Origin of the sequence: Sorangium sp. So ce176 (assembly GCF_051519835.1) — a bacterium.
Classification (GTDB): domain Bacteria; phylum Myxococcota_A; class Polyangia; order Polyangiales; family Polyangiaceae; genus Sorangium; species Sorangium cellulosum_G.
The window spans coordinates 3892573-3916443 of record NZ_CP150371.1 but is presented as its reverse complement, the minus strand read 5'-3'; the positions used below and the strand labels follow the sequence as shown (position 1 = coordinate 3916443).

Sequence of the window (23871 nt, the reverse complement as noted above, 5' to 3'; positions counted from 1 at the left end):
GTGGGACGCGCGCCAGGTCGTGGCCGCGGGGCCCGATGGCTACGGGACGTTCCCGGAGGAGAGGCTCACTGGCCCCGTGTTCCTCACTGTCGCACCGGGGATCGGAGCTCGTTAGGACCTTTACTGACAGGAGGAGAGGGAGATTCGATATGCCCATCGCGGGTTCGACGCGCCATCCCGGCCTGCGGACGCTGGCGCTCTTCTGGACGGGCGTGCTCGCCGTGCTGCTCGGCTGCAGCGAGATCGCCGATCCGCTCGACGCGCGCGCCCTGCGGCGACAGTTCCCCGAGCAGGCAGACGCCATCCTCCAAGGCCCGTTCGCCTTCACCGCGGCGCGCGGTTCGTTCGAGCCCGTGCGCTCCTTCGAAGCGCCCGAGGACCGGCCCGGTGAGGCCGCTCCGCGCCCCCGCTTCCCCATGCACGGCGACGGCGCCCTCCGCCTCCCCCTGGGCGACGGCTCCGAGGCGCGGGTGCGGGAGCTCGGCGCGGCGGGCGAGGGCGCCGCCGCCGAGAACGCCATCGCCTATCCGCGCGCGGGCGGCACCTCGTTCTGGACCGCCCTCGAAGACGGCTACGAAGAGTGGCTGCTGCTCGAGCCGCGCGCGGTGCGGCGCGACGCGCCCGTGGCCAGCTGGCACGTCGACGGCGCGATGCTGCGCCAGCAGGGCGAGGCCGTCGAGCTGGCGGACGCGCGCGGCGCGCCGCAGGTCCGCGTGACCGCGCCCGCAGCGTACGCAGCCGGGGGGAGGCCGATCGGGACGCGGCTCGTCGCCGAGGGCGAGCGGCTCGAGCTCTGGGTGGAGGCCGAGGGCGAGACGGTGCTCGTGGATCCGCGGTGGAAGCTCAAGAGGAAGATGAGCGCCGCCCGGGCCAGGCACACCGCCACGCCGCTGCTCGACGGGCGGGTGCTCGTCACCGGCGGCCAGAGCGACGTCGAGGCGAACGAGCTGGAGAGCACCGCCCAGGTGTTCGACCCGACCTCCGATACGTGGCGATCGCTCGGGACCGTGAGCTCCGCTCGCGTTGAACACACCGCCACGCGACTCCGGGACGGCCGGGTGCTCGTCGCCGGCGGCAGCGCTCATGCGCAACCGTACGACGAGGAACCGTTCGCCACCGCCGCGGTGTTCGACCCGGCCGAGGACACGTGGTCACCCGTCGCGTCCATGAGCACCGCGCGCTCGAGGCACTCCGCGACGCTGCTGCCCGACGGGCGGGTGCTCGCCGCCGGCGGCCATGCCCCTGGAGAGGCGCTCGCCGCCGCCGAGGTGTTCGACCCCGCCTCGGGCACGTGGACATCCGTCGCGTCCATGAACACCGCCCGCCACGCGCACACCGCGACGCCGCTGCCCGACGGGCGGGTGCTGGTCGTCGGCGGCTATGCCCCTGGAGAAGTGCTCGCCGCCGCCGAGGTGTTCGACCCGGCCTTCGGCACGTGGACATCCGTCGCATCCATGAGCACCGCCCGCTACGGGCACTCCGCGGCGTCGCTGCCGGACGGACGGGTGCTCGTCATCGGCGGTGGTGATCTCGAGAGAGTGCTCGCCAGCGCCGAGGTGTTCGACCCGGCCTCGGGCGGCTGGGCATCCGTCGCGTCCATGAGCACCGCCCGCTACCTGCACACAGCCGAATCGATGGCGGACGATCGGGTGCTCGTCGCCGGGGGCTACTCTTATGAGGACGGCGTGCTCGATCGCGCCGAGGTGTACGACCCGGCCTCCGGCGCGTGGTTGCCGCTCGACCCCATGGTCACCGCCCGCCATGGGCACACCTCCACGTCGCTGCCGGATGGACGGGTGCTCGTCGCCGGAGGTGGTGGCCATCAAGCAGTGCTCGACAGCGTCGAGGTGTTCGACCCGGCTTCCAGCGTCTGGCGGTCGGTCGAGCCCCCGACAGCCGCGCGCGCCGGGCATACCGCCACGCCGCTGCCGGACGGGCGGGTGCTCGTCGCCGGAGGCCTTGTCAGCGGGCTCGACGTTGAACGAGCGCTCGACAGCGCCGAGGTGTTCGACCCGGCCTTCGGCGCGTGGTCGCCCCTCGACTCCCTGAGCGCGGTCCGCATGGGGCACACCGCCACGCCGTTGCCGGATGGGCGGGTGCTCGTCGCCGGCGGTGGTCGAACCGTCGTCGACATGGGCACGCTGGAAAACACCGTCGAGGTGTTCGACCCCGCCACCGAGAGGTGGTCACCCGTCGACTCCCTGAGCGCGGCCCGCCAGCACCACACCGCCACGCTACTGCCGGACGGGCGGGTGCTCGTCGCCGGCGGCCACGGCGCTCGGGGAGCGCTCGATACCGTCGAGACGCTCGACCCGGCCTCCAGCCAGTGGCTGCCCCTCGAGTCCATGACGATCCCCCGGTCCGCTCATACCGCCACGCTGCTGCCGGACGGGCGGGTGCTCGTCGCCGGCGGCTACGGCGCTCAGGGCGCGATCAACAGCGCCGAGGTATTCGACCCGGCCTCCGGCGGCTGGGTGCCCATCGGGCCCCTGATCTCCGCCCGCGCGGAGCACAGGGCGACGCTGCTGCCGGACGGGCGGGTGCTCGTCACCGGCGGCTACGGCGATCAGGGAGCGCTCGACGCCGTCGAGGCGCTCGACCCGGCCTTCGGCACGTGGGTACCCCTCGCGCCCATGCACCATGGCCGCATCGGACACAGCGTCACGCTTCTGCCGGAGGGGCTGGTGCTCGTCACCGGCGGCAGCGATCTCTCCGTGGCGATCCATCCCGGTAGCGCCGAGGCGTTCGATCCAACGACCAACACGTGGTCGCTCATCGCGTCCATGCTCGACGCCCGCCGCGGGCATGCCGCCACGCTGTTACCGGACGGGCGAGTGCTCGTCTCCGGAGGCGGCACCCACCTTCCGAATCATCCGATCGGCGCCGAGGTGTTTCAGCCGATGCCGAACGGCAGCATCTGCACGGCGGCCATCGAATGCCAGAGCGGCTTTTGCGCGGACGGCGTCTGCTGCGACCGGACCTGCAACGTCTATCTCTGCGAGGCGTGCTCGGATCACCGGGGCGCCTCCGCAGATGGCGTCTGCACATCGCTGCACCCCGACTATGCCCCCTTCGCGTGCTCGCCCCGAAATGGGCGCCAGGCCAAGCCCTGCTCCTCGGTTCGCGACTGCGTCGACGGCTATGTCTGCGATGGGCGCGACTGCGTCCTGCCGCCGCCGAGCAGCGGATTCCTCGACGGGGGCGGCTGCCATCTCGCCACCCCCGCCGCAGCGGAGCTCACGCGACGCGCGCCCGCGGAGCTCGGCCTGCTGCTGCTCGCCGCCGCCTCCATGGCGCTGCGCCGGCGCCGCGCATAGCGGCGCCGGACCGGCGCCCCCTCATTGCGGGGCGTACGCCCGGAGCTCGCCGCTCAGGTGCAGCAGGGCCAGAATGCACTTTGCAAAGACATTTTACACCCCGCTCTCCTCACCCCAGTCTCCGGCCGCCGCCCATGACATCGTCGCCGTGGAGCGCGCCAGCCCGAACCGCCCGTCGCTGTCGATGGTGATGACGCCGCCGGTCATGTCGAGCCGCTCGGCGAGGTGCGCGATGATCTCCCGCGCCGCGTCGACCGCGCTGCTGCCGGCGCGCATCCGCTCCGCGGCCGAGTGCGCCACCGCGAGCCGGATCATCCCCTCGCCGTGGCCGGTCGTGGACACGGCGCCGGCCTCGTCGTCGGCGTACGTGCCCGCGCCGATGAGCGGCGAGTCGCCGACCCGCCCGACCCGCTTGTTCACCGTGCCGCCCGTGCTCGTCGCCGCGGCGGTGAGCCCGCTCGCGTCCCGCGCCACCGCCCCGACCGTGCTGCCCGCCCAGGAGGTCGCGCGGCCCGCGCCCTGCTGGGCGGCGGCGAGCGCCTCCCGCGCGGCCTCGGTGATGAGCGCTGCCTCGCCCACGGGCGTGAACCCCTTCATCCGCGCGAACCTCGCGGCGCCGTGCGCGGCGTAGAGCACGTGGCGGCCGTCCTCCAGCGCCGCGCGCGCGATCGCGATCGGCTCGGCGAAATCTGCCAGCGCGCAGACCGCGCCGGCGCGCAGCCCGCGGCCCTCCATGATCGACGCGTCGAGCTCGATGTGGCCCTCCTCGTTGAGGCACGCGCCCGTGCCCGCGTTGAAGAGCGGATCGTCCTCCAGGACGCGCACAGCGCGCTCGACCGCGTCGAGCGCGCTGCCGCCCTCCGCCAGCACGCGCGCCCCCTCGCGCGCGGCGCGGAGGCACCCCGCCGCGTGCAGCGGCCGCCGCTCGGGGGCGACGTTGCCCGCGCCGCCGTGGACCAGGATGGAGCGCTGTCCGCCGCGCCCGCCCAGATGATGGATGACGTGCTTCACGGTCGCGGCACCCTAGCGCGACGCGCGCCCGGAGGTCCACGCTCCGCCGCCGCTCACTCGGGCGGACGGGCGCTCCGCTTCGCCTCGAGATCGTAGGTCATCCCGCACGGCAGCGCCGCGAACACCGGCGCGACGCTGAGCTCGCCGGCCACGAGATCCTCGCAGCGCGAGCCCGTCGTGGGCGCAAACTCGTAGGTCATCCTCGCCTCGAAGCGCGCGATGTCGTCGTCCACGCCGCGGAGCTCTCCGCGCGCTCGGTCGCGCCGCGCGACCGAGCAGGGCGGCCCCGGCGGCATGTCGCCCCCGCGCATGTCAACCACGACGCGCGCCTCGATCGAGAAGCTCTCGTCGTCGTCGTCGAGGACGCCCTCGACGACGCTGGCGCCGTTGTCCCAGTACAGCGCGCCCTCGTCGCGCGCGAGCTCGACGTCGAACTCCCAGAGGCGCGCCGCGCCGAGCGCCCCCTCGCCGCACGTGTTCGACGTCTGCGTCGCGACCACGTGGAACGCGCCGAGCGCCGTCCCCGGCTCGCCGGCGGCCTGGTCCCCGAACGCCTCGACGCACCCAGAGAGCGCAGGCAACGCCGGCAGCACCGCGATCAGCAGCAGCATCCGCATGGACGCCGCCTACCAGACAGGCGCGGCGCAGGACAAAAAAGCGCGCGCTGGCAATGGAAATAAAAACGGGTCGGGTGCTTCGCTTGCACCCGACCCGTCCCGTGGGCCTCTACCGGAGGCCTTCTGGACCCCGCTTGATCCCGCCTGTGCGGCGCCTCCCCTGCCCCATCGCGACGAGCGATCGACCCCGGAGCACCGGTGAGAACCGTCTCCGGAAGACCTGAGTCTTCCACGATTCTCTCTCTGCCGGCCTCGCGGAGGTCGCGATGGCTGTCAACAGGTTGCTAGGCGCCGGACCTGGCCGAGCGCGGACGCGTCTCGCAAGGCCCCGATGGCCCTGCGTCACGCTCCACGAGGGTCAGCTGTTCCCAGCCTCCGGTATAGAAGAGCCACTGGTACTGTGCATGGTGTCCATCCCTCCTCCGGCGTGCCGGCACCCCGCGCCGGATCGAACGAGATCGTCCGGCATGGCAAGGGTGTTCGATTGCGGATCAGCGGAGAGCCCGCCGATCTGGTATCGACCTCGGTACCACGGTGCTCCGCGGCAGGACCATCCTGGAGCTGACGCTCCGTCCGAAGCCGAGGACCAGCCTATCACCGCTGTTCAGGCGAGCAAGGGGCTCACGCACCGAAACATGCAAAGTGATTCACTTCCTTTTTCTCCGGCTCTCACCTCCGCTGGCGCGGCTGCCGGAGCGGCCAGACGGCAGCCGCGCAGCGCAGCTTGAAGAGAAGCAGAGCGGTCGAACGGGAGGACGCGCAGAGCGCGCGCGACGGAACCGACGGAACCGAAGGAACGTACGAGACCGGCAGCGCCGCGGCGGGATCCGTGGCGCTGCGCGGCGGGGCGCGGGGCGCGGGGCGCGGGGGGCGGGGCGCGAGGCCGATGACGCGCCTGCTACATGTGCACGAACCAGCTCGTCTCCTCGCCCTCCGGCAGCGCCGTGGCGAGGACCGCGAGCATCGCGTCGATCTCTTCCTTCGTGTGCACGCCGCTGCGCAGGATGGCCGCCGGCCCCTCGCCCGCCGGCACCACCACCGACTCGACGGCGAGCGCTGTCTCGACGCCGTAGCCGTAGGACGCCAGCGTCACGACAGCGGTGGCTTCCCGGTCGTCGAGCAGCCTGCGGATCGTCAGCGTGCGCCGCACGCGCTCGCTGTCCTCCGCCCACGTCGCGAGCCACGCGCGCGTGGCCTCGTCGAGGCCGACGAGCACGAGCTGGGCGGGCGGCATCGCGTCGGGATCGGCCGCTGCCACCGCGGCGCGGTGGAAACCCCGCACCTCCCGGCACCAGAGCGGCGGCGCGCCGTCGACTCGGACGACAAAGCCGTAGGGACCACGAGCCCCCTCGCGCTCGGAGCCCCCCGAGGAAGCGGAAGAGAAACTGTCGTTCGACACGAAGGGAGACGATACACGAGCTCTGCTCTGCGGAGGAAGCCCGCTCAATTGCGCAGCACGTCGAACTGACACGGCTCCGCCCTGGCCACACGCGGCACCTGGGTGCGCTCGCTGTTCCCTGCTGTTCCCCACTGTTCCCGGGTGTTCCCGGGTGTCCCCGGGTGTCCCCGGCTGTTCCTGCTGTGAGTTCCCGCTGTTCCCGCTGTTCCTGGCGGCTCAAGGCGCGCCTGGCCGTTCCCGACGGTTCCTTGCTCTTCCTGTCGGTTCCGCGGCGCCCTGCTGTGCTCGCACCCGCAGTTCCTCGCAGTTCCTTGCGGTCGCCTGCAGTTCCCCACGCCCCCTTCAACGAGAACGCCACACTCCCTGGATTTCGGCTAAGGTGGCCCCGCCTCCCCTGTGGAGCCCGTCCGGGACGGGGTGCGTTTTGCACCTACGGCACCGCCCCTACCGACGCGCTCCAGCCCGCCTCCGCGGGTCGGGGCGGCGGCGGCAGCGCCCGCCGCCGGGCGCCGCGGTGGCAACCGTCGCAGAGGCCCGCCGGCGCGCCCGCCGCGTCACCCCCGATCCCGATCCGACACGCAGGCCATGAAGCTCACGTCACAAGAAATCATCGAGATCGTCGCCGCCCTCGCCGCGTTCTTTGCCGTCGCGTACGCGCTCAACTCGTTCACCCCGGCGCGCTCCCGCGTGCTGGCGCGCTACGTCACGGTCGCCGGCGGCGTCGCGCTGTTCTTCTATGGTCTGCACCGGTACATCGACGAGCACGCCCGCGCCGTGGACCTGGCGAAGGTGCTGATCGCGATGGGCGCGGCGCTCTGCGTCTTCTACGAGACGCAGCGCGCCGGGATGCGCCGGCCGATCGCCGAGCGCTGGAAGCGGTTCGTCGGCGTGGCGCTCGGGATCGCCGCCATCCTCTGCTACTTCAACGGCTTCCGCTTCGGCTATCCCAAGTATTACCACCGCTGGGATCAGTTCCATTACTACATGGGGGCCAAGTACTTCCCCGAGATGGGGTACGACGGCCTCTACAAGTGCGCGCTGATCGCGCAGGACGAGCTCGGGCTCGTCACGTACACGAACGAGGACACCGGGCGGCAAGTCAAGCTGGACATGGCGAAGGAGGTCCGCCATCCAGACAAGAAGATCCGGAACCTCGGCGGCGATAATCTCCTCATGCCGGCGAGCGAGGTCCTCGGCAAACCGGAGGTCTGCAAGGCGCACTTCGCCCCGGAGCGCTGGGAGGCGTTCAAGGCCGACGTCCAGTTCTTCCGGACGTCCTCGGACAAGGGCTACTGGGAGGACATGCAGAAGGACCACGGCTACAACCCGCCGCCGGTCTGGACGATCATGGGCAAATTCTGGGCGGACCTCCAGCCGGCCAGCACGCGCTACCTCCAGTTCCTCGCCAGCTTCGATATTTTCTATCTGCTCGGGATGTTCGCCGCCCTCTTCTGGGCCTTCGGGTGGCGGGTCTTCGCTGTCGCTGCGATCTTCTGGGGCTGCCAGTCGTCAGCGCCGTTCTACTGGACCGGCGGCGCGTTCCTCCGGCAGGACTGGCTCTTCTACCTCGTCCTGTCGGCCTGCCTCATCCGCAAGCGGTACTTCAAGCTGGCCGGCGCGAGCATGGTCTACGCCGGTCTCCTGCGCATCTTCCCGGGCCTGCCCGTGATCGGCTGGCTGACGGTCGCGGGGATTCACCTCGTCCGCCACAAGCGCATGGCGAGGTCGCACGTGCAGGTGCTGATCGGGGGCGTCCTTGCGGCGGCCGTGCTCATCCCGGTGAGCATGAAGGTCTCCGGCAAGGACTCGTACGTGCAGTTCTACGAGCACACGCTCAAGGTGCACGACCAGACGCCGCTGACCAACCACATGGGCCTGCGCGTGCTCGTCGGCCACAAGCCCGGGACCGGCGTCGAGTCCGGCCGGATGAAGTACACGAAGGACACGAAGCTCGTCGACCCGTTCGAGGTCTGGAAGCGGATGCGCAACGAGCGCTACGCGAAATACCGCTGGGTCGCTTACGGGATCATCGCGGCGAGCCTGGCCGCCTTCGTCTACGTGTGCCGGCGGATCCGCTCGCTCTGGGTGGCCCAGTGCCTGGCCCAGATCTTCATCATCCTGCTCTCGCAGCTCACCTGTTATTACTACTCCTTCATGATCCTGAGCGCGCCGCTCACCCGGCTGAAACGGCAGATCGAGGTGCCCCTGTTCGGCCTGGCCGCGCTCAGCCAGTTCATCTGGATCACGTTTCACTATAACGACGACAAGTACACGGCGCTGACCGCTGTCTCACTCGCCTTCTGCTACTACCTGCTTTGCCTGTTCTCGGGTAAGCCGGTGCCGTGGGGTCGGCGCGTCGAGCCCGCGGTGGCGGACGGCGGAAAGCCTGCCGCCCAGCAGGCCTGAGGCGCTCGCCCCTCCGCGCTGGGAGACCTCGACAGCGCACCCCCGTGATGCCTGGAAGCGAACAATGACGGACGTAGTGCGAGAGCATCCAGAAGAGCCCGGCGACCTCCAGGGAGACGACGCGCGCCCGAGCGACCCGGGGGCGCCGGCCGACCGGGAGAACAGGCCGCCCCGGCGCGCCGACGAGCGGGCTGTCCACGCCTTCCGGAAGGTGCCGCGGACGGGCGTCATCTACGTGACGACCGAGGCCGCGCGCCTGGGGTTCAATCCGGGTCGGGACCCCGCGTCCGCGGGTCCCTCCGGGCCGGGCGCCGACGAGGGCGCGGACGGCTGGTGCAACCTGGGGCAAGGGCAGCCCGAGACGGGCCCGCTCCCGGGCGCGCCCGAGCGCTGCGCGGCGGTGCCGATCGCCGGCGACGACCAGGAGTACGCGCCGGTGGCCGGCCTGTGGGAGCTGCGCGAGGCGATCGCCTCGCTGTACAACCGCGCGTACCGGCGGGGCATGCCGTCGCGCTACACAGCCGAGAACGTCGCCGTGTCGGGCGGGGGCCGCATCGCCCTCACCCGCGCCGCGGCGGCGCTCGGGCAGATCAACCTCGGCCATTTCCTGCCCGACTACACCGCGTACGAGGAGCTGCTCGACGTCTTCCGGTTGTTCTCGCCGATCCCGATCCTGCTCGAGGGCGAGCGGGGCTACTCGTTCTCGGTCGGCGACCTCCGCCGCGAGATCCTGGGCCGCGGGCTGAGCGCGATCCTCGCCTCGAACCCGTGCAACCCGACCGGAAAGCACGTGCGCGGCGAGGAGCTCGCCGCCTGGGTCCGCACCGCAAAGGAGCTCGATTGCGCGCTCTTGCTCGACGAATTCTACTCGCACTACGTCTACGGGATGGGCGACGTGGCGCCGATGGAGAGCGCCGCGCGCTACGTCGAGGAGGTCGACCGCGATCCGGTGGTGCTCTTCGATGGGCTGACGAAGAACTGGCGCTACCCTGGCTGGCGCGTCACCTGGACGCTCGGGCCGCGCGAGGTCATCGAGGCGGTCGCGAGCGCCGGCAGCTTCCTCGACGGCGGCGGCTCGAAGCCGATGCAGCGCGCCGCGGCAGAGCTGCTCACCATCGAGCACACCCGCGCCGAGACGACGGCCATCCACCGGGCCTTCTCGCGCAAGCGCGAGCTCCTGATCGCCGGGCTGCGCAAGCTCGGCGTGACAATCGACGCGGAGCCCGAGGGCACGTTCTACGTCTGGGGGTCGGTCGCCGATCTGCCCCCGGGGCTCTCCGACGGGCACGGCTTCTTCCGGGCGGCCCTCGGGGAGCGGATCATCGTCGTGCCGGGCGAGTTCTTCGACGTCAACCCGGGCAAGCGGCGGGCGGGGCGGCCGTCGCGGTTCCGGCATCACGTCCGCTTCTCGTTCGGCCCGAGCGAGGAGGTCCTCGTACGGGCGCTCGGGCGGCTCGAGCGCATGGTAGGCGAGCGTCGCCGGGCCTGACACCGGCGGCGCCGCGCAGCGGAGCGGCAGGACGGTGCCGAGCGCCAGGTCTTGTCGCGCTGCACGTCTTCCGACATGGTGGGGGAGCGCGTGGCCAAAGATCCGTGGAGTGATTGGAACGACGACGACCCCGGTAACTTCCAGCCGGGCGATACGATCGGCCCCTATGAGCTGCTGTTCCCTGCGGCCGTGGGCGGCATGGCCGCCGTGTGGGCTGCGCGCCTGAGGCGGCCCAACGGCTCCGTCCAGATCGTCGCCGTCAAGCTGCTGTCCGACGCGATGCGCGGGGACGACGACGCGCGCGCGATGTTCCTCGACGAGGCGTGCACCGCGTCGCGCATCCTCCACCCGAACGTGGTGCACATCCTCGCGTACGGCGAGGTCCGCGACCGGCCGTACCTCGCGATGGAGTGGATCGACGGCGCGCCGATCGCGAAGATCTTCTCGAACCAGAAGGCGAAGCGGGCGCTGCTGCCGCTCGGCTGGGTGCTCCACGTGATGATCGACGCGTGCGCCGGCCTGCACGCGGCGCACGAGGTCCGCGACGACACGGGGGAGCTGCTCAACCTGATCCACCGCGACGTCACGCCGGAGAACGTGATGGTGACCTTCGACGGCATGGTCAAGGTCGTCGACTTCGGCGTCGCGAAGACGCGGGCGCGCGCGCAGATCAGCCGCGTCGGCGCGATCAAGGGCAAGACGGGGTACTTCTCGCCCGAGCAGGTCATGGGCGGGGCGCTCGACCGCCGCAGCGATCTCTTCTCCATGGGCGTGCTGCTGTACCTGCTCGTGACGGGCCACACGCCGTTCCGCGGCAAGGGCCCGCTCGAGGCGATGCAGCAGATCGCGAACCGCAACCCGCAGCCGCCGCGCGAGATCATGCCCGAGGTCCACCCGGAGCTCGACCGCATCATCATGCGGGCGCTCGCGAAGAACCCGAACGAGCGGTACCAGACGGCCGCGGAGCTGCGCCGCGATCTCGAGCAGGTGAGCCTCGCGGTCCGCGAGGGCTACACCGACAAGCAGGTCGGCCAGCTCGTGCGCGATCTGCTCCCCGGGGTCGCCGAGGCGCGCAAGGAGCGGATCGACCAGGCGATCGACGAGCTCGACCGGATCCTCGCCGAGCGCGCCCACCCGCAGCGGCCGCAGGCCGCGCGGCCCGAGGACGCGACGGAGGTGATGCTCCGGCGCATCTCCATGCTGCCGATCCTGCAGGACGGGCCGGAAGCGACGGAGGACGGGACGTCGTCCGATGCGGCGCCTGCCTCGTCCGCGGCGGGTCCCGCGAGCTCGCGCATGTCGGGTCCCGCGAGCTCGCGCATGTCGGGTCCCGCGAGCTCGCGCATGTCGGGGCCGGCCAGCTCGCGCATTCCGGGGCCGACGAGCTCGCGGCGGTCGACCCCGGACCCGACGCGCAAGTCGAGCCCGGATGCGATGCGCAAGTCGAACCCGGACGCGACCCGCAAGTCGCACCCGGACGCGACGGCCTCGCCGCTCGAGTTCGCGGCCGGGCTTCAGCCGCTCCCGCTGGGCCTGCCGCCGACGCACGCGGGGCCGGAGGCGCACGCAGGCGATCCCACGGGCGCGGGCGCGCCGATCCCCGAGCGGCGCGCGCGCCCGGCCTCCGCGAGGGGGTCCTTCGTCCGGACCGCGCTGCTCACGCTGGCCATCCTGGGCCTGGCCGCGGTCGTTGCGCTCCTGCTGATCCGGCGCTCCCGCGGCCTGTCGTTCGGCTCCCTGGTGTCGCCCTTCGCGATCCCCACGGTGCCGGGGCCGACCCTGGATCCGCCGGACGCCGCCGCCGACGCGGCGACAGCGCAGGACGCGAGCGCGCCCGCCGTGGCGGCCCCGATCGAGCCCGTCGCCGACGCCGCGGCGCCGGCCGACGCGGCCGGGGTCGAGGTGGTCGCCGACGCGGCGATCCCCGCCGACGCCGGGGCCGGCGCCGAGGTCCCCGCCGACGCCGGAGCCGGCGCCGAGGTCCCCGCCGACGCCGCCGCGCCGCGCGCGAGCGGGCAACCCGGCGCCGCGCCCACGCCGGCGATGCCGTACCCGGTCGCCCCTGCGCCGCGCGTCCCGGGGCCGATGCCCACGCCGGGCGTCACCGGGCTCCCGTCGCCGCGGCCCCCGGCGTCGCCGCCGAGCCCGCCGGGCCCCACGCAAGCCCCGCCGCGCGCGCCCGTTCCGGGCCAGGCCCCGCCGCGCGCGCCCGCGCCGCCGCCGAACCTCGACCTGGCGCCGCGGTAACGCCGCCCAGCCCGCCTCGGCGCAGCGGGCGCTCAGTCCTTCTTCGGCCTGTCAACCTGAGACTTGTCGGGGAGCGGCGAAGGCGGTGTCGGGGTGACGCGGGACGCCGCCTTCTTCAGAGACGACTCCGCGAGCGACACCAGCGTTGCGAGGTGCACCGGCTTCGAGAGCAGGAAGATCGCGTGACGCCGCAGCGCGCGGATGCGGGCCTGCTGCGACTCATCGGCGGTCACGACGAACACGGGCGTGTCCCGGTTCAGCGCCCCCTTGGCCGAGAGCGAATCGAGCACGCTGAAGCCGTCGACGAGCGGCATGTGCAGGTCGAGCACCACGAGCTCGAACTTGCGCGCGGAGAGCCGCCGCAGCGCCGGCGCCCCGCCGTTGGCCTCCTCGACGTCGCCGAGCGTACGGAGCGCGCGCGCAAACATGCCTCGAATCGCAGCGTCGTCGTCGATGACGAGGATGCACGTCACAGCATGATGATGTTCGCACGGGTACGGAAACGCTGGAAGCTCGGCGCAGATTTCCGCATCACGCGCAGCGAGCGTCTCCGCCGCATCGAGCGCGCGCAGCGGAGACGGACGCGCCGTCAGCGCAGCACGTATGTCCGCGGGCCGAGGGCGGACATGGACGCCACGGACGGGGTGGGGTACACGCGGGGGAAGACCGCATCAGCACCGCAAAGGAACCATCCATGGGCAAGTTCACCGTCACGAACGAGATCAACTGCAACATCGATACGTTCTGGAAGCTGTTCCTGGACAAGACCTTCAACGAGGAGCTCTACAGGAAGGAGCTCGGTTTCCCCGAGTACACCATCACGGAGCAGTTCGAGACCGAGAGCGAGATCGTCCGGAGGTCGGCCGGGAAGCCCAAGATGAACTTGCCCGGCCCCGTGGAGAAGCTGCTCGGCTCCGGCTTCCGCTACACCGAAGAGGGCAGGCTGAACAAGGCGACGAAGGTGTGGACCTTCAAGCTGACGCCAAGCACCCTGGCGGACAAGATGCGCAACGAGGGCGTGGTGCGCGCCGAGGCGATCGGCGACAACAAGACGCGTCGGATCGCCGAGCTCGTCATCGAGGCGAAGGTCTTCGGCGTGGGCGGCCTGATCGAGAGCACCGCCGAGAAGGAGCTGCGGCAAGGGTGGGAGCAGAGCGCGGTCGCCATGAACCAATGGATCGCCCAGGGCAAGGCGGTGTAGCCGCCTCCGCACGGGCCGCTCGACCCGACCCCGCCGCGCGCACCTGCCCGCCGAAGAAGGCGACTCCCGACAGATCATTAGGCGACTCCCGACCAACGGGCATGCCGGCGAGCGACCGTCTCGCCGTCCATCCGTGTCCTGACGAGGACACGAGCCTGGACGTTCGAAGCGAAAACGAGAGATCGGCAGGGTCGACTCTTGCCGTTCAGGGGGGCGTGCAGCAGGGCCCCGGGCATGGAGCACGTGGTCATCATCGGCGCCGGCTTCGGCGGCCTCTACGCGGCGCGGGCGCTCCGGCGCGAGCCGGTGCGCGTGACCGTGATCGACAGGCGAAACCACCACACGTTCCAGCCCCTCCTGTATCAGGTCGCGACGGCGGGGCTGAACGCGAGCGACATCGCCGCGCCCATCCGGCGCGTCCTCCGCAAGCAGAAGAACACGAGCGTGCTCCTCGCCGAGGTGACGGCGATCGACCCTGCCCAGAAGAAGGTGATCTTCGAGGACGGCGAGATCGGCTACGACACGCTGATCGTGGCGGCCGGGGCGTCGCACTCCTACTTCGGCCATGACGCGTGGGCGCAGTTCGCGCCGGGGCTCAAGACCGTCGAGGACGCGCTGGAGATACGCCGGCGCGTGCTCCTCGCCTTCGAGGCGGCCGAACGCGAGACCGACCCGGCGCGGCGCGACGCCTGGATGACGTTCGTGGTGGTCGGCGCCGGCCCCACGGGCGTCGAGCTCGCCGGGGCCCTCTCGGAGCTCGCCAGGCACACGCTCGTGCGCGAGTTCCGGCACATCAACCCGTGCGAGGCGCGCATCATCCTGCTGGAGGGGGCAGGACAGGTGCTGCCGTCGTACGTCCCGGAGCTCGGAGAGAAGGCGCGGAGGCAGCTCGCGGCGCTCAACGTGGACGTGCGGACGAACTGCCGCGTCACCGGGATCGACGAGGAGGGCGTATCGATCGGCGACCGGCGGATCGAGGCCAGGACCGTGCTCTGGGGGGCGGGCGTGGCGGCGTCCGCGCTCGCCCGCACCCTCGGCGTGCCGCTCGATCGGGCAGGGCGCGTGCTGGTGCAGCCGGACCTGACGGCGCCAGGCCACGAGGACATCTACGTCATCGGCGACCTCGCGTCGCTGAAGCAGGAGGACGGGACGCCCGTGCCGGGCGTGGCGCCCGCGGCCATCCAGGAGGGGCGCCACGCGGCGCGCAACATCGCGCGCGCGCTGCGGGGGCAGCCGCGGCTGCCGTTCCGCTACCGCGACCGGGGATCCCTGGCGACGATCGGGCGCGCCGCGGCCGTGGCCGACTTCGGCAGGCTGAAGCTGTCCGGGTTCATCGCGTGGCTCGCGTGGCTGTTCATCCACATCCTCTTCCTGATCGGCTTCCGCAACCGGTTCATGGTGCTGTTCTCGTGGGCCTTGTCGTACCTGACCTACGAGCGCGCCTCGCGGCTGATCACGGGCGAGACCCCGCCCCTGCTGGAGGCCCCGCGTGTTCGGGAGCTCGAGCCGCGCAAGGACGACGGGGCCGCCAGGGGCCAGCCGATGCCCGAGCACGCGCGCACCTAGCGTCACGCTCAGCCGCTGTGCCTCATGGGCGAGCTCCTGCGCGGCTACACCACCCGAGAGCAACAGCGCGTGGAGCACGGGCGCGCACAGCGGCCGCTTGCGCTCATCTGGACGTTGGCGCGCGAGCTGCGTTAGCGTCATTGACCATGCGAACTCATCCCGGACAGGGCGCCACGACGCACCTCTCGCGAGCCCTCTTCGCCAGCGCTGCCCCTCTGGCCGCGCTCCTGCTCAGCGCCTCCTCCGCCTTCGCGCAGGCGCCTCCTGCGGCGTCCGCTCCGGCGAGCGCGTCCGCGCCTCCGGGCACCGCCCAGGCCCAGCCCGCCCCGTACGGGACCCCCGCGCCGTACGGCGCTCCCGCCCCCTACGGGCAGCAGCCCGGCTACTACCCGCCTCCTGGATACGCTCCGCCGCCCGGGTACGCCCCGCCGCCCGGGTACGCCCCGCCGCCCGGGTACGCCCCGCCCGCCGGCGCTCCCCCCGTCGGGCCGAGGATCATGAACTACGAGGAAGGGCAGGCCATCCCGGAGGGCTACCGCGTCGAGCCGAGGGCGCGCCGCGGGCTGATCATCGGCGGCGCCGTGACGTTCGGCGTCACCTACGTGCTCTCGGCGATGGTCGGGCTCGTCGCGGAGGCCGACGAGCGCGCCCAGGGCGGCAGCGGAGCGAGCTACATGCCGCTCTACATCCCGCTCGCCGGCCCGTTCATCACCATCGGCACCGCCGAAGCCAAGGGCGGCGGCGTCTTCATCCTGATGATCGACGGGCTCGCTCAGGTCGCCGGCGCCGCCATGTTCATCGGCGGCATCGCGGCGCCCGAGAAGAAGCTCGTCCGCAACGATGTCTCCCTGTCCGTCAAGCCGATCGTCTCGGCGGACACCCTCGGGCTCGGTGTCTCCGGCTCGCTCTGAGCGCCCGCCGCCTCACGTCACGACCGGCGGCGTCTCGTCCATCGTCTTGACCGCGCGCTTGGCCCGGCGGCGCACGTCGACGTGCAGCGACTCGTCGAAGTTGATCGCCGAGAACGCCGCGCGCGCCTCGATGTTCTTGCCGAGGGCGGCGTAGGCCTCGGCCTCGTTCCAGCGCAGCTTCCAGTCGCGCTTCGCGAGGTCCGAGAGCTTCGCGGCGTCGGCGATGATCTCCGGGTAGCGCTGCTGCTTCCCGAGCTCGCTCCAGTACTCGGCCCTGAGATCGTCGTCCCCGGGCGCGAGCGCGACGGCCGACGCGAAGCCGGCGAGCGCGTCGTCGATGCGGCCCGCGACGAGCTCGGCGCGGGCGAGCGAGCGGCGCGCGCCGGCGCTCTCGGGGTGCGCCGCGGCGAAGGCGGCGAGCGCGGGGATCGCCTCGTTGACCTTCTGGATGTCCGCGGGATCGGCCGGCCAGAACCGGAGCGAGAGCGCGGCGAGGTCGCCGGGGTCGCTCTCCAGCGCGCGCTCGATCGCGGCGGGGGCCTCCTCGCCGCGGCCGGCCTGCGCGAGGCACTTCGCGAGCTCGACCCACGCGCCCGACGAGGACGGCGCGTCCTTCACGTAGGCCTGGGCCGCGGCGAGCGCCTCGTCGACGCGCCCGAGCGAGCGGAGCGCGGCGATCCGCGCGAGCTGCGCGCGCTCGACGCCCGCGCCCTCCGCGGCGGCGACGGCGCGCTCGGCGGCGGCCAGCGCGACGTCGTGACGGAGCTCGCGCTCGTGGTAGGCGAGCTGCTCCAGGTAGAAAGCGCTGTCGCGCGGCGCCGCGTCCCACTGGCCGGCGAGGTACTCGAGCACCGCGTCCGAGCGCACGTAGACGAGCGAGGCGGCGTCGCGCGGGTTCTCGTAGATCGGCACGAGCACCCCGAGCTGCACCATCGCGTCGAGCGCCGGCTGGCAGTCGGGCTTCGCCTCGAGCGCGAGGACCATCTCGTCGAGCGCGGCGTCCTTCTTCTGCATCGCCAGGTGCACCTGCCCGACCGCCACGTGGTAGTCGGCGTCGCCCTGGAACGTCTTCCGGATCGCCTGGAAGCTTTTCAGCGCCGCGGGGTAATCGCCGATGTTCGCCTGCGCCGAGGCGAGGTTCAGCCGCGCGGCGTGGTCGTCGGGGTCCATGGTGACGATGCGCTTGAGCGCCGAGATCGCCTTCTCGTAGTCGCGCTCCCCGAACGCCTTCTGCGCGCGCTCCCAGACCGGCGCCTTGTCGAGGAAGGCCTCGAACTGCGAGACGAGCGCGCTGTTCTGCTTGCGCCAGACGCCGCTCTTGCCGGGCTCGGAGTTCGTGAGGAAGTCCTTGATCCACTTGCGGGCGGCGTCGATGCCGAGCCCCTTGTCGGCCAGCCCCTCGAACTCGCCCCGCGGCACCGGCATGCGCGCGGGGATCCCCTGCCGGCGCGCCGTGTTCTCGTCGAGGCCGATAAGCACCCAGTCGCCTTGCTCGCTCATGATCAAGGACGGTAGCCGCCGTTCCCCGCCGGGATCAAGCGACCTCTCGGCGCCGCGCCCGCGCGGCGGAGACGCAGCGGAGCGCGACGGCGAGCGCCGGGACGGCGCTTCAGGAATAGAGCCAGGCCAGGAGGACGAACGCCGCGAACGCCGCCGCCGCGACGGCGACGACGATCGTGCGCGGCACGCCGAGGAGCATCGGCCGGATGCTCGCCTGAAACGCGAGCGCGTCCACGGAGCTGGGCGGGCTGCTCGGCACGTCGACGCCGGACGCGCCGCCCTGGACGACGAGCGGCGCGGCGACGGCCCCGGCAGCGGCGCTCGTCGCGGGGGCCGCTGTCGCGATCCGCGGGGCCGCGCTCGGGTCCGGGGGCGCGGGAGGGGGGCTCTGCGGGGGCTGGCCGAGGTCCGGGGGCCGCGACGTCGCGGGCGACGCCAGGTGCTCGAGGCCGAGCTGGGCCAGGATGGCGTGCTGCTCGTTGCCCCACGCGACAGGTCCAGCGGCCGCCTCGGGCGCCAGCGTGAGCGGCGCCGACATCGCCTTGTGCATCGCCCGCTCGAGCGTGAGCGCCTCGTCGAGGCGGCGCGACGCGCGCTCTGCGCCGGAGCTCGCGGCGAGGCGCAGCGCCTCGGTGGCGATCGACGAGACGTGGGCCGCCACCTTGGCCACCGCCAGCTTGCGCTCCGCGTGCGCGACCGCGAAGCGCGCCTCCTCGCGGAGCCGCATCGCCTCGGTCGTGAGGCGGTCGACCTCCACGTCGAGCTCCTTCTCGCCCTCGTGCGCGCCGTGCGCCGGCGCGACAGCCCCCGCGTCGCGCTCCGCGGAGAACGTGACCGCGGTCGTCGAGCGCGGCGGATCGAGCTGCGGCGGCCTCGCGGACGGCGGGCGCGGCTCGCTGTCCAGCGACGTGATCGAGCCGTACGACGGCTGGCTGTTGCGATGCCGTCCGCTGACGGAGCTGGCGGACGCAGGGTCCGCGCGCCCGCGGCCGTTGCCCCCGACGACGACAGTCTTCTCGTCGGACGCGTCGGACGACATCGGTCCGCGCAGGCGCGCGCCCTCGTCCGCGATGTCCACGCGGCGGGTCGTGGCGCTCGACGGCAAGGGGGAGGACGTGACGCCGCCGCCGCGCGGATCGAAGTCGGTCGACTCCTCTTCGTGGACGCGCTCCTGCGCGCGCGCCGCCTCCTGAGCGCGCTCCGCGCCGCTCGCGCGGAGCCGGTCGGCGGCGCCCGCTCCCCTGTCCCGCGCGGCGTCCACGGGGGGCCGGCGCGGGATCGCCGTCGTGGCCGAGAGCGAGGGGCGCGGCGCCTTGTCGACGCCCGCGAAGCCGCCGGAGACCGCGCGCTCGAACCAGCGCATCTGCCTCATGGCGTTGCGCCGCACGAAGCGGCCGAGCGCCTCCTCGTTGCCCTCGAGGTACCCGTGGCTGCGCAGCCAGCCCTCGAGCCGCGCGAGGATGTCGTCCGCGCTCTGGAAGCGCGACGACGCGTCCTTCTCGAGGCAGCGCATCACGATGGCCACGAGCTCCTTGTCGATCTTCGGCCGGAGCTCCCGCAGGTCGGCCGCGGGCTGCGTCGTCAGGGCCCGGAGGAGCTCGTAGTCGCTGGACGACGGCCACGGGTGCTTGCCCGAGAAGAGCTCGAACAGCACGACGCCGAGCGAGAACAGGTCGGAGCGCTTGTCGGCGGGGCCTCCGCGGGCCTGCTCCGGGGCCATGTAGGTCGTCACGCGCCGGCGCGCCCCGACGGCCGTGGTCATCACGCGGAGCGAGGATTTGGCGAGCCCGAAATCGGCGATCTTCACCTCGCCCTGGAAGCCGACGAGCACGTTGCCGGGCGTGAGATCGCGGTGCACCAGGTTGAGCAGCTCGCCGGCCGGCGAGCGGAGCTCGTGCGCCGCGGCGAGCCCGCGGCAGAGCGTCGCGCCGATGTGGACGACGAGCCGCTCGGAGAAGACCTCGCCCGTGTCGAAGACGGTCTTCATGAGCCGCGCGAGGCTCACGCCCTGCACGAGCTCGACGGCGAAGTACGACCCCTGCTCGTCGTTCCCCCAGCCGGCGACCTCGACGACGTTCGGGTGCTTGAGCGCCGCGGTCGTGCGCACCTCGTCGAAGAACCGGGTGGACACCGCCGGATCCTCGGCGAAGTGCGGGTGCAGCCGCTTGACGGCGAGCAGCTCCCCTGGCCGGATCGGACCGACCGATCGGCAGAGATCGACGCGGGTGGTCGCCCCGGATGCGATCTCGGCGAGGAACTGAAGCGAGAGCGCGGCCGGCGCGGGCTCTGGGAGCCGAGACATGCGCGCCTCAGTCTAGCGGGCGAGAGCCCTCACCGGAAAGGGCCTCAGACGCCCGCTCGTGCCGCGGCGATCGCGGCGGGGACCCCGGAGGGGGTGGCCTTGAGGTGCACGTCCAGGTGGTCATCCTTGGTCTTCAGCGCACGAACGCCGAGCACCGGCGCGCAGATGCGCAGCGCGCGGGCGACCATCGGGTTGCCGCCGATCGCCGGAATCTTGAGCAGATCCAGGGTGATCCTGTCATCCTTCGCGTCGATCAGCGCGGCTGGCCGCTTTGGCATGAAGGACACGAAGTTCCCGGGCTTGTTCAGATCGATCGCCCCCGAGTTAATGAGCCCGGCGATCGGCGAGCTCTCGTCGCCCATCACGTGGAGCTTGAGGTCGGCGATCCGCAGGCCGACGCGGACGGCGTCCGCGCCCACATCGAGCTCCTCGGCGTAGACGGCGAACGAGGCCCGGATCGGGGCGCCCATGGCCTTCACGGTGAGCGCGAGTCGGAGGCCGGGGGGCGCGGCCTCGATCACGATGTCCTTCGGCGCACGTTTTCCGCCGCTGAGCTCCCGCGCCAGATAGCGCAGCGCATCGATCGGGACGCCGAAGCGCAGGCCGAGCGCGCCGCGCAGCGCCCTCACGATCTCTTCGGGGTGAGCCTTGAGGTAGTCACCGGCGTGGCGGAGCAGCAACTTCGGGCTGGGCTTGGGCATCGTTGGGGCAGCTACGATTGCCCGGAGTCCGGCCCGCGCGCAAGGGTCGAACGCGACAGCAGCGAGGGCGTCGGCCCCCTGAAAGGCCGTTGTTCGATCGGGGGCGAGTCGGCCACACTCGGGCGCGATGCACATCAAGATTCTTCTTGTTATGGCCACAACAGCGCTCGCGATCGGCTGCGGCTCGGCCGACGCGACGCTCGGGAGGACGCCCGGCGACGAGCCGACGGGCGGCGGGACATCGAGCCAGGGCGGCGGCGGCGGCGGGTCGACGGACGGCGGAGAAGACCAGGGCGGCAGCGGCGGCGATGACTCGAGCGGCGAGGGCGGCGAGCTGTCGGTCGGCGGCGATGTCTCGAACGGCGAGGGCGGCGATGACTCGAGCGGCGGGGCTGCGGGCGTCCTCTGTGGCCCGCCCCCGGCGTGCGACGCGGCGCCGCCGGATTCCGGCGAGGAGCTCTCGTGGAACCACCCGACCTCGTACCTCATCGCGGCCGCGGGGAGCCCGAACCACCGCGGGCGCGACCTCTACCTGGCCCCCGATGATCCGCAGTGGATCCTCGGCAAGTTCGCCTACGGGCTCACCGACAAGGACCTGAAGGGCGAGCGGGTCGACATCTACCTGCTCCGCGGCTGCGACGGCGCCTGGGAGCGCCTCGGCTCGGCGACCACGACGGAGGGCGACTCGTCGCACGCCGACGTCGAGGGGGTCAGCGACAGCGGCGGCCGCGTCTACTTCGAGATCCCCGGAGCGCAGCGGCTCGGTCCGGGCAGGCACCGGGTCCACCTGGTCGTCCGCGGCGACCTGTCGAGCACCGAGCTCTTCATCGAGGTCGTCCCCCGGGGGACGCCGATGTTCGTGAGCGACGTCGACGGGACGCTCACCGGCACGGAGACGGAGGAGTTCGCCACCCTGCTCACCGGCCTGCTGCCCAACGTGCACCCGCACGCCACGGCGGCGTTCCACCTGCTCACGTCGAAGGGCTACCGCCCGATGTACCTGACCGCGCGGCCGGAGTGGCTCGTGCAGCGCACGCGCGACTTCCTCGAGGCCTACGGCTTCCCGCCCGGCATCGTGCACACGACGCTCGGCCTGACCGGCGCGCTGGGCCGGAGCGCCGCGGAGTACAAGACAGCGGAGCTGCAGCAGCTCTTCGACCAGAGGGAGATGCGGCTCGCCTGGGCCTTCGGCAACACGGAGACCGACGCCGAGGCCTACGACAACGCCGGCATCATGCCCCTCGGCCGGCGCGTGTTCTACCAGTTCGACGACGACGCGTACGGGGGTCGGCGCATCGACGACTACGCCGAGCTGTTCGACGAGATCGAGGAGCTCCCGAGCCTCTGCGACTGATCCGGGGCGGCGCGCCGGCGCGTCAGCCGGGCGCCTGCTCGGTCTGGACGCCGCTCGCCGGCGGCTCCGACGCGGTCGCAGCGACGGCCGGCGCTTCCACGCGGCCGCCGATCGATCGGAGCAGCTCGCTCACCGCGGCGTGGGCGCGCTCGCGCAGGTCGTTCACCCGCGCGCCCTCGCGGCCGTCCGGGGACACGGTGAGCGGCGCGCCGATCCGGACGCGGACGCGCCGCATCGTGCCGTCGCCCGTGTCGATGGCGCCCTTCTTCATGAGCAGGTGCGTGCCGTCGATGGCGACCGGCACCACGGGCGCGCCCGCGCGGACGGCGGCGTAGAACCCGCCGTTCTTGAACGACCGGAGCACGCCGTCCTCGCTGCGCGTCCCCTCCGGGAACACGAGCAGCGGCTTGCCTTCCCGGAGCACCTGCTCGAACCGCGCGATCGCCTCCGCCGCGGCGCGGGTGCCGACCGTGCGATCCACCGGCACGTGGCCCGCGAGCTGGAGGTGCCAGCCGAGAAAAGGGATCTTCAGGAGCGAGCGCTTCGCCGCCCACTTGAAATCGCCCGGGAGCACCGCGCCGAGGGCCAGGATGTCGAGCACGCTCTGATGGTTGGAGCAGTAGACGAACACCCCGGAAGGGACGTTCTCGAGGCCGCTCACCTCGATGTCGATATCGAGTCCGCGCGCGCTCGCCTGGCACCAGCGGCGCATCGCCCAGAGGCTCGCCGAGCGCCGCGGCGTGAGGGGCCCCAGCGTCAGGGAGACAGTGCCATAGGCCATGGTCCTGACGGCAAACGGGACCCATTGTCGCGTCGCCAGCCATGCGCTCTTGAGATCCATACTACAGCGTTTACCACTCTCGCTGTGTGGCGAAAACGCGTAGCGATTTGCGCACTTGCGCCGCGCTGGCCGCCGTGCTGTGCGCCTGCGTCTACGGGCCGAGCGGCGGCGTGAGCAGCCCCCAGCCGACGGTGACGGGCCGCCCGGCGCGCTCGAACTTGACGGTGTACAGGCCGGTCTCCTCGGCGCTCTGCACGACCGCGGGGCGCAGCGTGCCCACCCACTCGGCCCAGACGCTCGCCCCGATCTTGAGCCGCGGCTTGATCGGGATGGGTCGCAGCGCCGACTCGTCGGCGATCAGGGCGGCGCCGCCGTAGCCGAGGGCGAACCACCGCGCGGAGCTGGTGGCCAGCGACGTCAGGACGGCGCCCTGGTCGGCCGGGGGGCCGCCGAGCCGCGACACGAGGAGCACGTGGCGCCACGTCTCGCCGTCCTTCCATGCGGCGAAGTTGCCGGGGACGAGCCCCTCGGTCTGCACCACGAAGCGCACCCCCTTGAGCTGCGCGAGCGGGGTGCGCGGGTCCATGTCGGTGTAGCGGACCTCGAGCTTGTCCTTCACGAAGCGGGTGATGACGGCGTGCTTCATCACGCCGTTCCACTCCGTGAGCACCGGATCGTGGGGACGGAGCCGGGGCACGTCGGGCACGGCCACGACGTAGCCCGGGTGAACCTTGTAGGAAGGGCCGCCCTTCGCCTCGATGATCAGATCGTCGCCCTCGAAGCCGACCACGGTCGCTGCGTACAGAACGAGCGTCGATCCGAGCCTGGCCCCGGCGAGCATCCGATCCGAGAAGGTGAACACGCGGCGGCCCGGGTCGAGCTTGACCGGGTACGCCGGGAGGCCGAGCGGGTTCGAAGCATGCGCCGCGCCGGTCGGCGCCGGGGTCTCTGCGGACTGGGGCCGCGGCAGCGCCGCGAGCGAGGCGAGGGGCGGGCTCTGGGAGGGCATCGGCGTCGGGGTCGACGTCGGCGCAGGCTCGCACGCGATCGCGGAGCACGCCGCCAGGAG

The 23871-nt window shown here is 72.3% G+C and carries 17 protein-coding genes; 8 read left to right on the top strand and 9 right to left on the bottom strand.

Annotation, left to right across the window (positions count from 1 at the left end; genetic code table 11):
* Positions 1 to 35 precede the first annotated feature (35 nt).
* Positions 36 to 3317: a kelch repeat-containing protein gene (locus WMF42_RS14765; protein WP_437692542.1), complete on the top strand. Its 3282-nt coding sequence runs from the start codon at positions 36 to 38 to the stop codon at positions 3315 to 3317.
* A 93-nt stretch (positions 3318 to 3410) separates the two neighbouring features.
* Here the strand turns inward: WMF42_RS14765 and WMF42_RS14760 are convergent, their stop codons facing one another.
* From WMF42_RS14760 to WMF42_RS14750, 3 genes are all read right to left on the bottom strand, one after another.
* The gene (locus WMF42_RS14760) at positions 3411 to 4328 is read right to left on the bottom strand and encodes an isoaspartyl peptidase/L-asparaginase (RefSeq protein ID WP_437692540.1); all 918 of its coding nucleotides are present in this window, start codon (positions 4326 to 4328) and stop codon (positions 3411 to 3413) included.
* 53 nt (positions 4329 to 4381) lie between these two features.
* Positions 4382 to 4945, bottom strand: coding sequence for a hypothetical protein (locus WMF42_RS14755; protein ID WP_061605764.1), 564 nt, complete (start codon positions 4943 to 4945; stop codon positions 4382 to 4384).
* An 898-nt stretch (positions 4946 to 5843) separates the two neighbouring features.
* Positions 5844 to 6344 carry a hypothetical protein gene (locus WMF42_RS14750; protein ID WP_155798002.1) on the bottom strand — a complete coding sequence of 167 codons (501 nt, stop codon included), beginning with the start codon at positions 6342 to 6344 and terminating at the stop codon, positions 5844 to 5846.
* Between the two features lie 585 nt (positions 6345 to 6929).
* Between WMF42_RS14750 and WMF42_RS14745 the strand changes: the two genes are divergently transcribed.
* From WMF42_RS14745 to WMF42_RS14735, 3 genes are all read left to right on the top strand, one after another.
* Positions 6930 to 8750 (top strand): hypothetical protein, encoded by a 1821-nt coding sequence (locus tag WMF42_RS14745; RefSeq protein ID WP_061605762.1) that lies wholly within the window; start codon positions 6930 to 6932, stop codon positions 8748 to 8750.
* A gap of 64 nt (positions 8751 to 8814) precedes the next feature.
* Positions 8815 to 10239, top strand: a complete 1425-nt coding sequence (locus tag WMF42_RS14740) for a pyridoxal phosphate-dependent aminotransferase (protein ID WP_233561021.1) — start codon at positions 8815 to 8817, stop codon at positions 10237 to 10239.
* A gap of 90 nt (positions 10240 to 10329) precedes the next feature.
* On the top strand, positions 10330 to 12486 hold the full coding sequence (locus tag WMF42_RS14735) for a protein kinase domain-containing protein (protein ID WP_437692537.1): 2157 nt from the start codon (positions 10330 to 10332) through the stop codon (positions 12484 to 12486).
* A 32-nt stretch (positions 12487 to 12518) separates the two neighbouring features.
* On the opposite strand, the gene WMF42_RS14730 is transcribed toward WMF42_RS14735, so the two are convergent.
* Positions 12519 to 12959 carry a response regulator gene (locus WMF42_RS14730; protein WP_081426554.1) on the bottom strand — a complete coding sequence of 147 codons (441 nt, stop codon included), beginning with the start codon at positions 12957 to 12959 and terminating at the stop codon, positions 12519 to 12521.
* Between the two features lie 221 nt (positions 12960 to 13180).
* On the opposite strand from WMF42_RS14730, the gene WMF42_RS14725 reads away from it, so the two are divergent.
* The 3 genes from WMF42_RS14725 to WMF42_RS14715 all read left to right on the top strand — a co-directional run bounded on the left by WMF42_RS14725 (position 13181) and on the right by WMF42_RS14715 (position 16164).
* On the top strand, positions 13181 to 13687 hold the full coding sequence (locus WMF42_RS14725) for a DUF2505 domain-containing protein (RefSeq protein ID WP_061608832.1): 507 nt from the start codon (positions 13181 to 13183) through the stop codon (positions 13685 to 13687).
* Between the two features lie 234 nt (positions 13688 to 13921).
* Positions 13922 to 15253, top strand: a complete 1332-nt coding sequence (locus WMF42_RS14720) for an NAD(P)/FAD-dependent oxidoreductase (protein ID WP_061608833.1) — start codon at positions 13922 to 13924, stop codon at positions 15251 to 15253.
* Between the two features lie 146 nt (positions 15254 to 15399).
* The gene (locus tag WMF42_RS14715) at positions 15400 to 16164 is read left to right on the top strand and encodes a hypothetical protein (protein ID WP_155798457.1); all 765 of its coding nucleotides are present in this window, start codon (positions 15400 to 15402) and stop codon (positions 16162 to 16164) included.
* Positions 16165 to 16176: 12 nt separating this feature from the next.
* Here WMF42_RS14715 and WMF42_RS14710 read toward each other — a convergent pair whose 3' ends face one another.
* The 3 genes from WMF42_RS14710 to WMF42_RS14700 form a co-directional block, all read right to left on the bottom strand.
* Entirely contained in the window at positions 16177 to 17664 is a 1488-nt protein-coding gene (locus tag WMF42_RS14710; protein WP_061608841.1) for a tetratricopeptide repeat protein, read from the bottom strand.
* A 109-nt stretch (positions 17665 to 17773) separates the two neighbouring features.
* Positions 17774 to 19966 carry a protein kinase domain-containing protein gene (locus tag WMF42_RS14705; RefSeq protein WP_437692534.1) on the bottom strand — a complete coding sequence of 731 codons (2193 nt, stop codon included), beginning with the start codon at positions 19964 to 19966 and terminating at the stop codon, positions 17774 to 17776.
* A 44-nt stretch (positions 19967 to 20010) separates the two neighbouring features.
* A complete protein-coding gene (locus tag WMF42_RS14700) occupies positions 20011 to 20802 on the bottom strand; it encodes a hypothetical protein (RefSeq protein ID WP_437694275.1) in 792 nt (263 codons plus the stop codon).
* Positions 20803 to 20818: 16 nt separating this feature from the next.
* Between WMF42_RS14700 and WMF42_RS14695 the strand changes: the two genes are divergently transcribed.
* The gene (locus WMF42_RS14695) at positions 20819 to 22021 is read left to right on the top strand and encodes a lipin/Ned1/Smp2 family protein (RefSeq protein WP_437692532.1); all 1203 of its coding nucleotides are present in this window, start codon (positions 20819 to 20821) and stop codon (positions 22019 to 22021) included.
* 22 nt (positions 22022 to 22043) lie between these two features.
* On the opposite strand, the gene WMF42_RS14690 is transcribed toward WMF42_RS14695, so the two are convergent.
* The gene (locus WMF42_RS14690) at positions 22044 to 22862 is read right to left on the bottom strand and encodes a lysophospholipid acyltransferase family protein (RefSeq protein ID WP_061608838.1); all 819 of its coding nucleotides are present in this window, start codon (positions 22860 to 22862) and stop codon (positions 22044 to 22046) included.
* Positions 22863 to 22953: 91 nt separating this feature from the next.
* Complete coding sequence (locus tag WMF42_RS14685) at positions 22954 to 23811, bottom strand: hypothetical protein (protein ID WP_155798458.1); 858 nt, start codon at positions 23809 to 23811, stop codon at positions 22954 to 22956.
* Positions 23812 to 23871 lie beyond the last annotated feature (60 nt).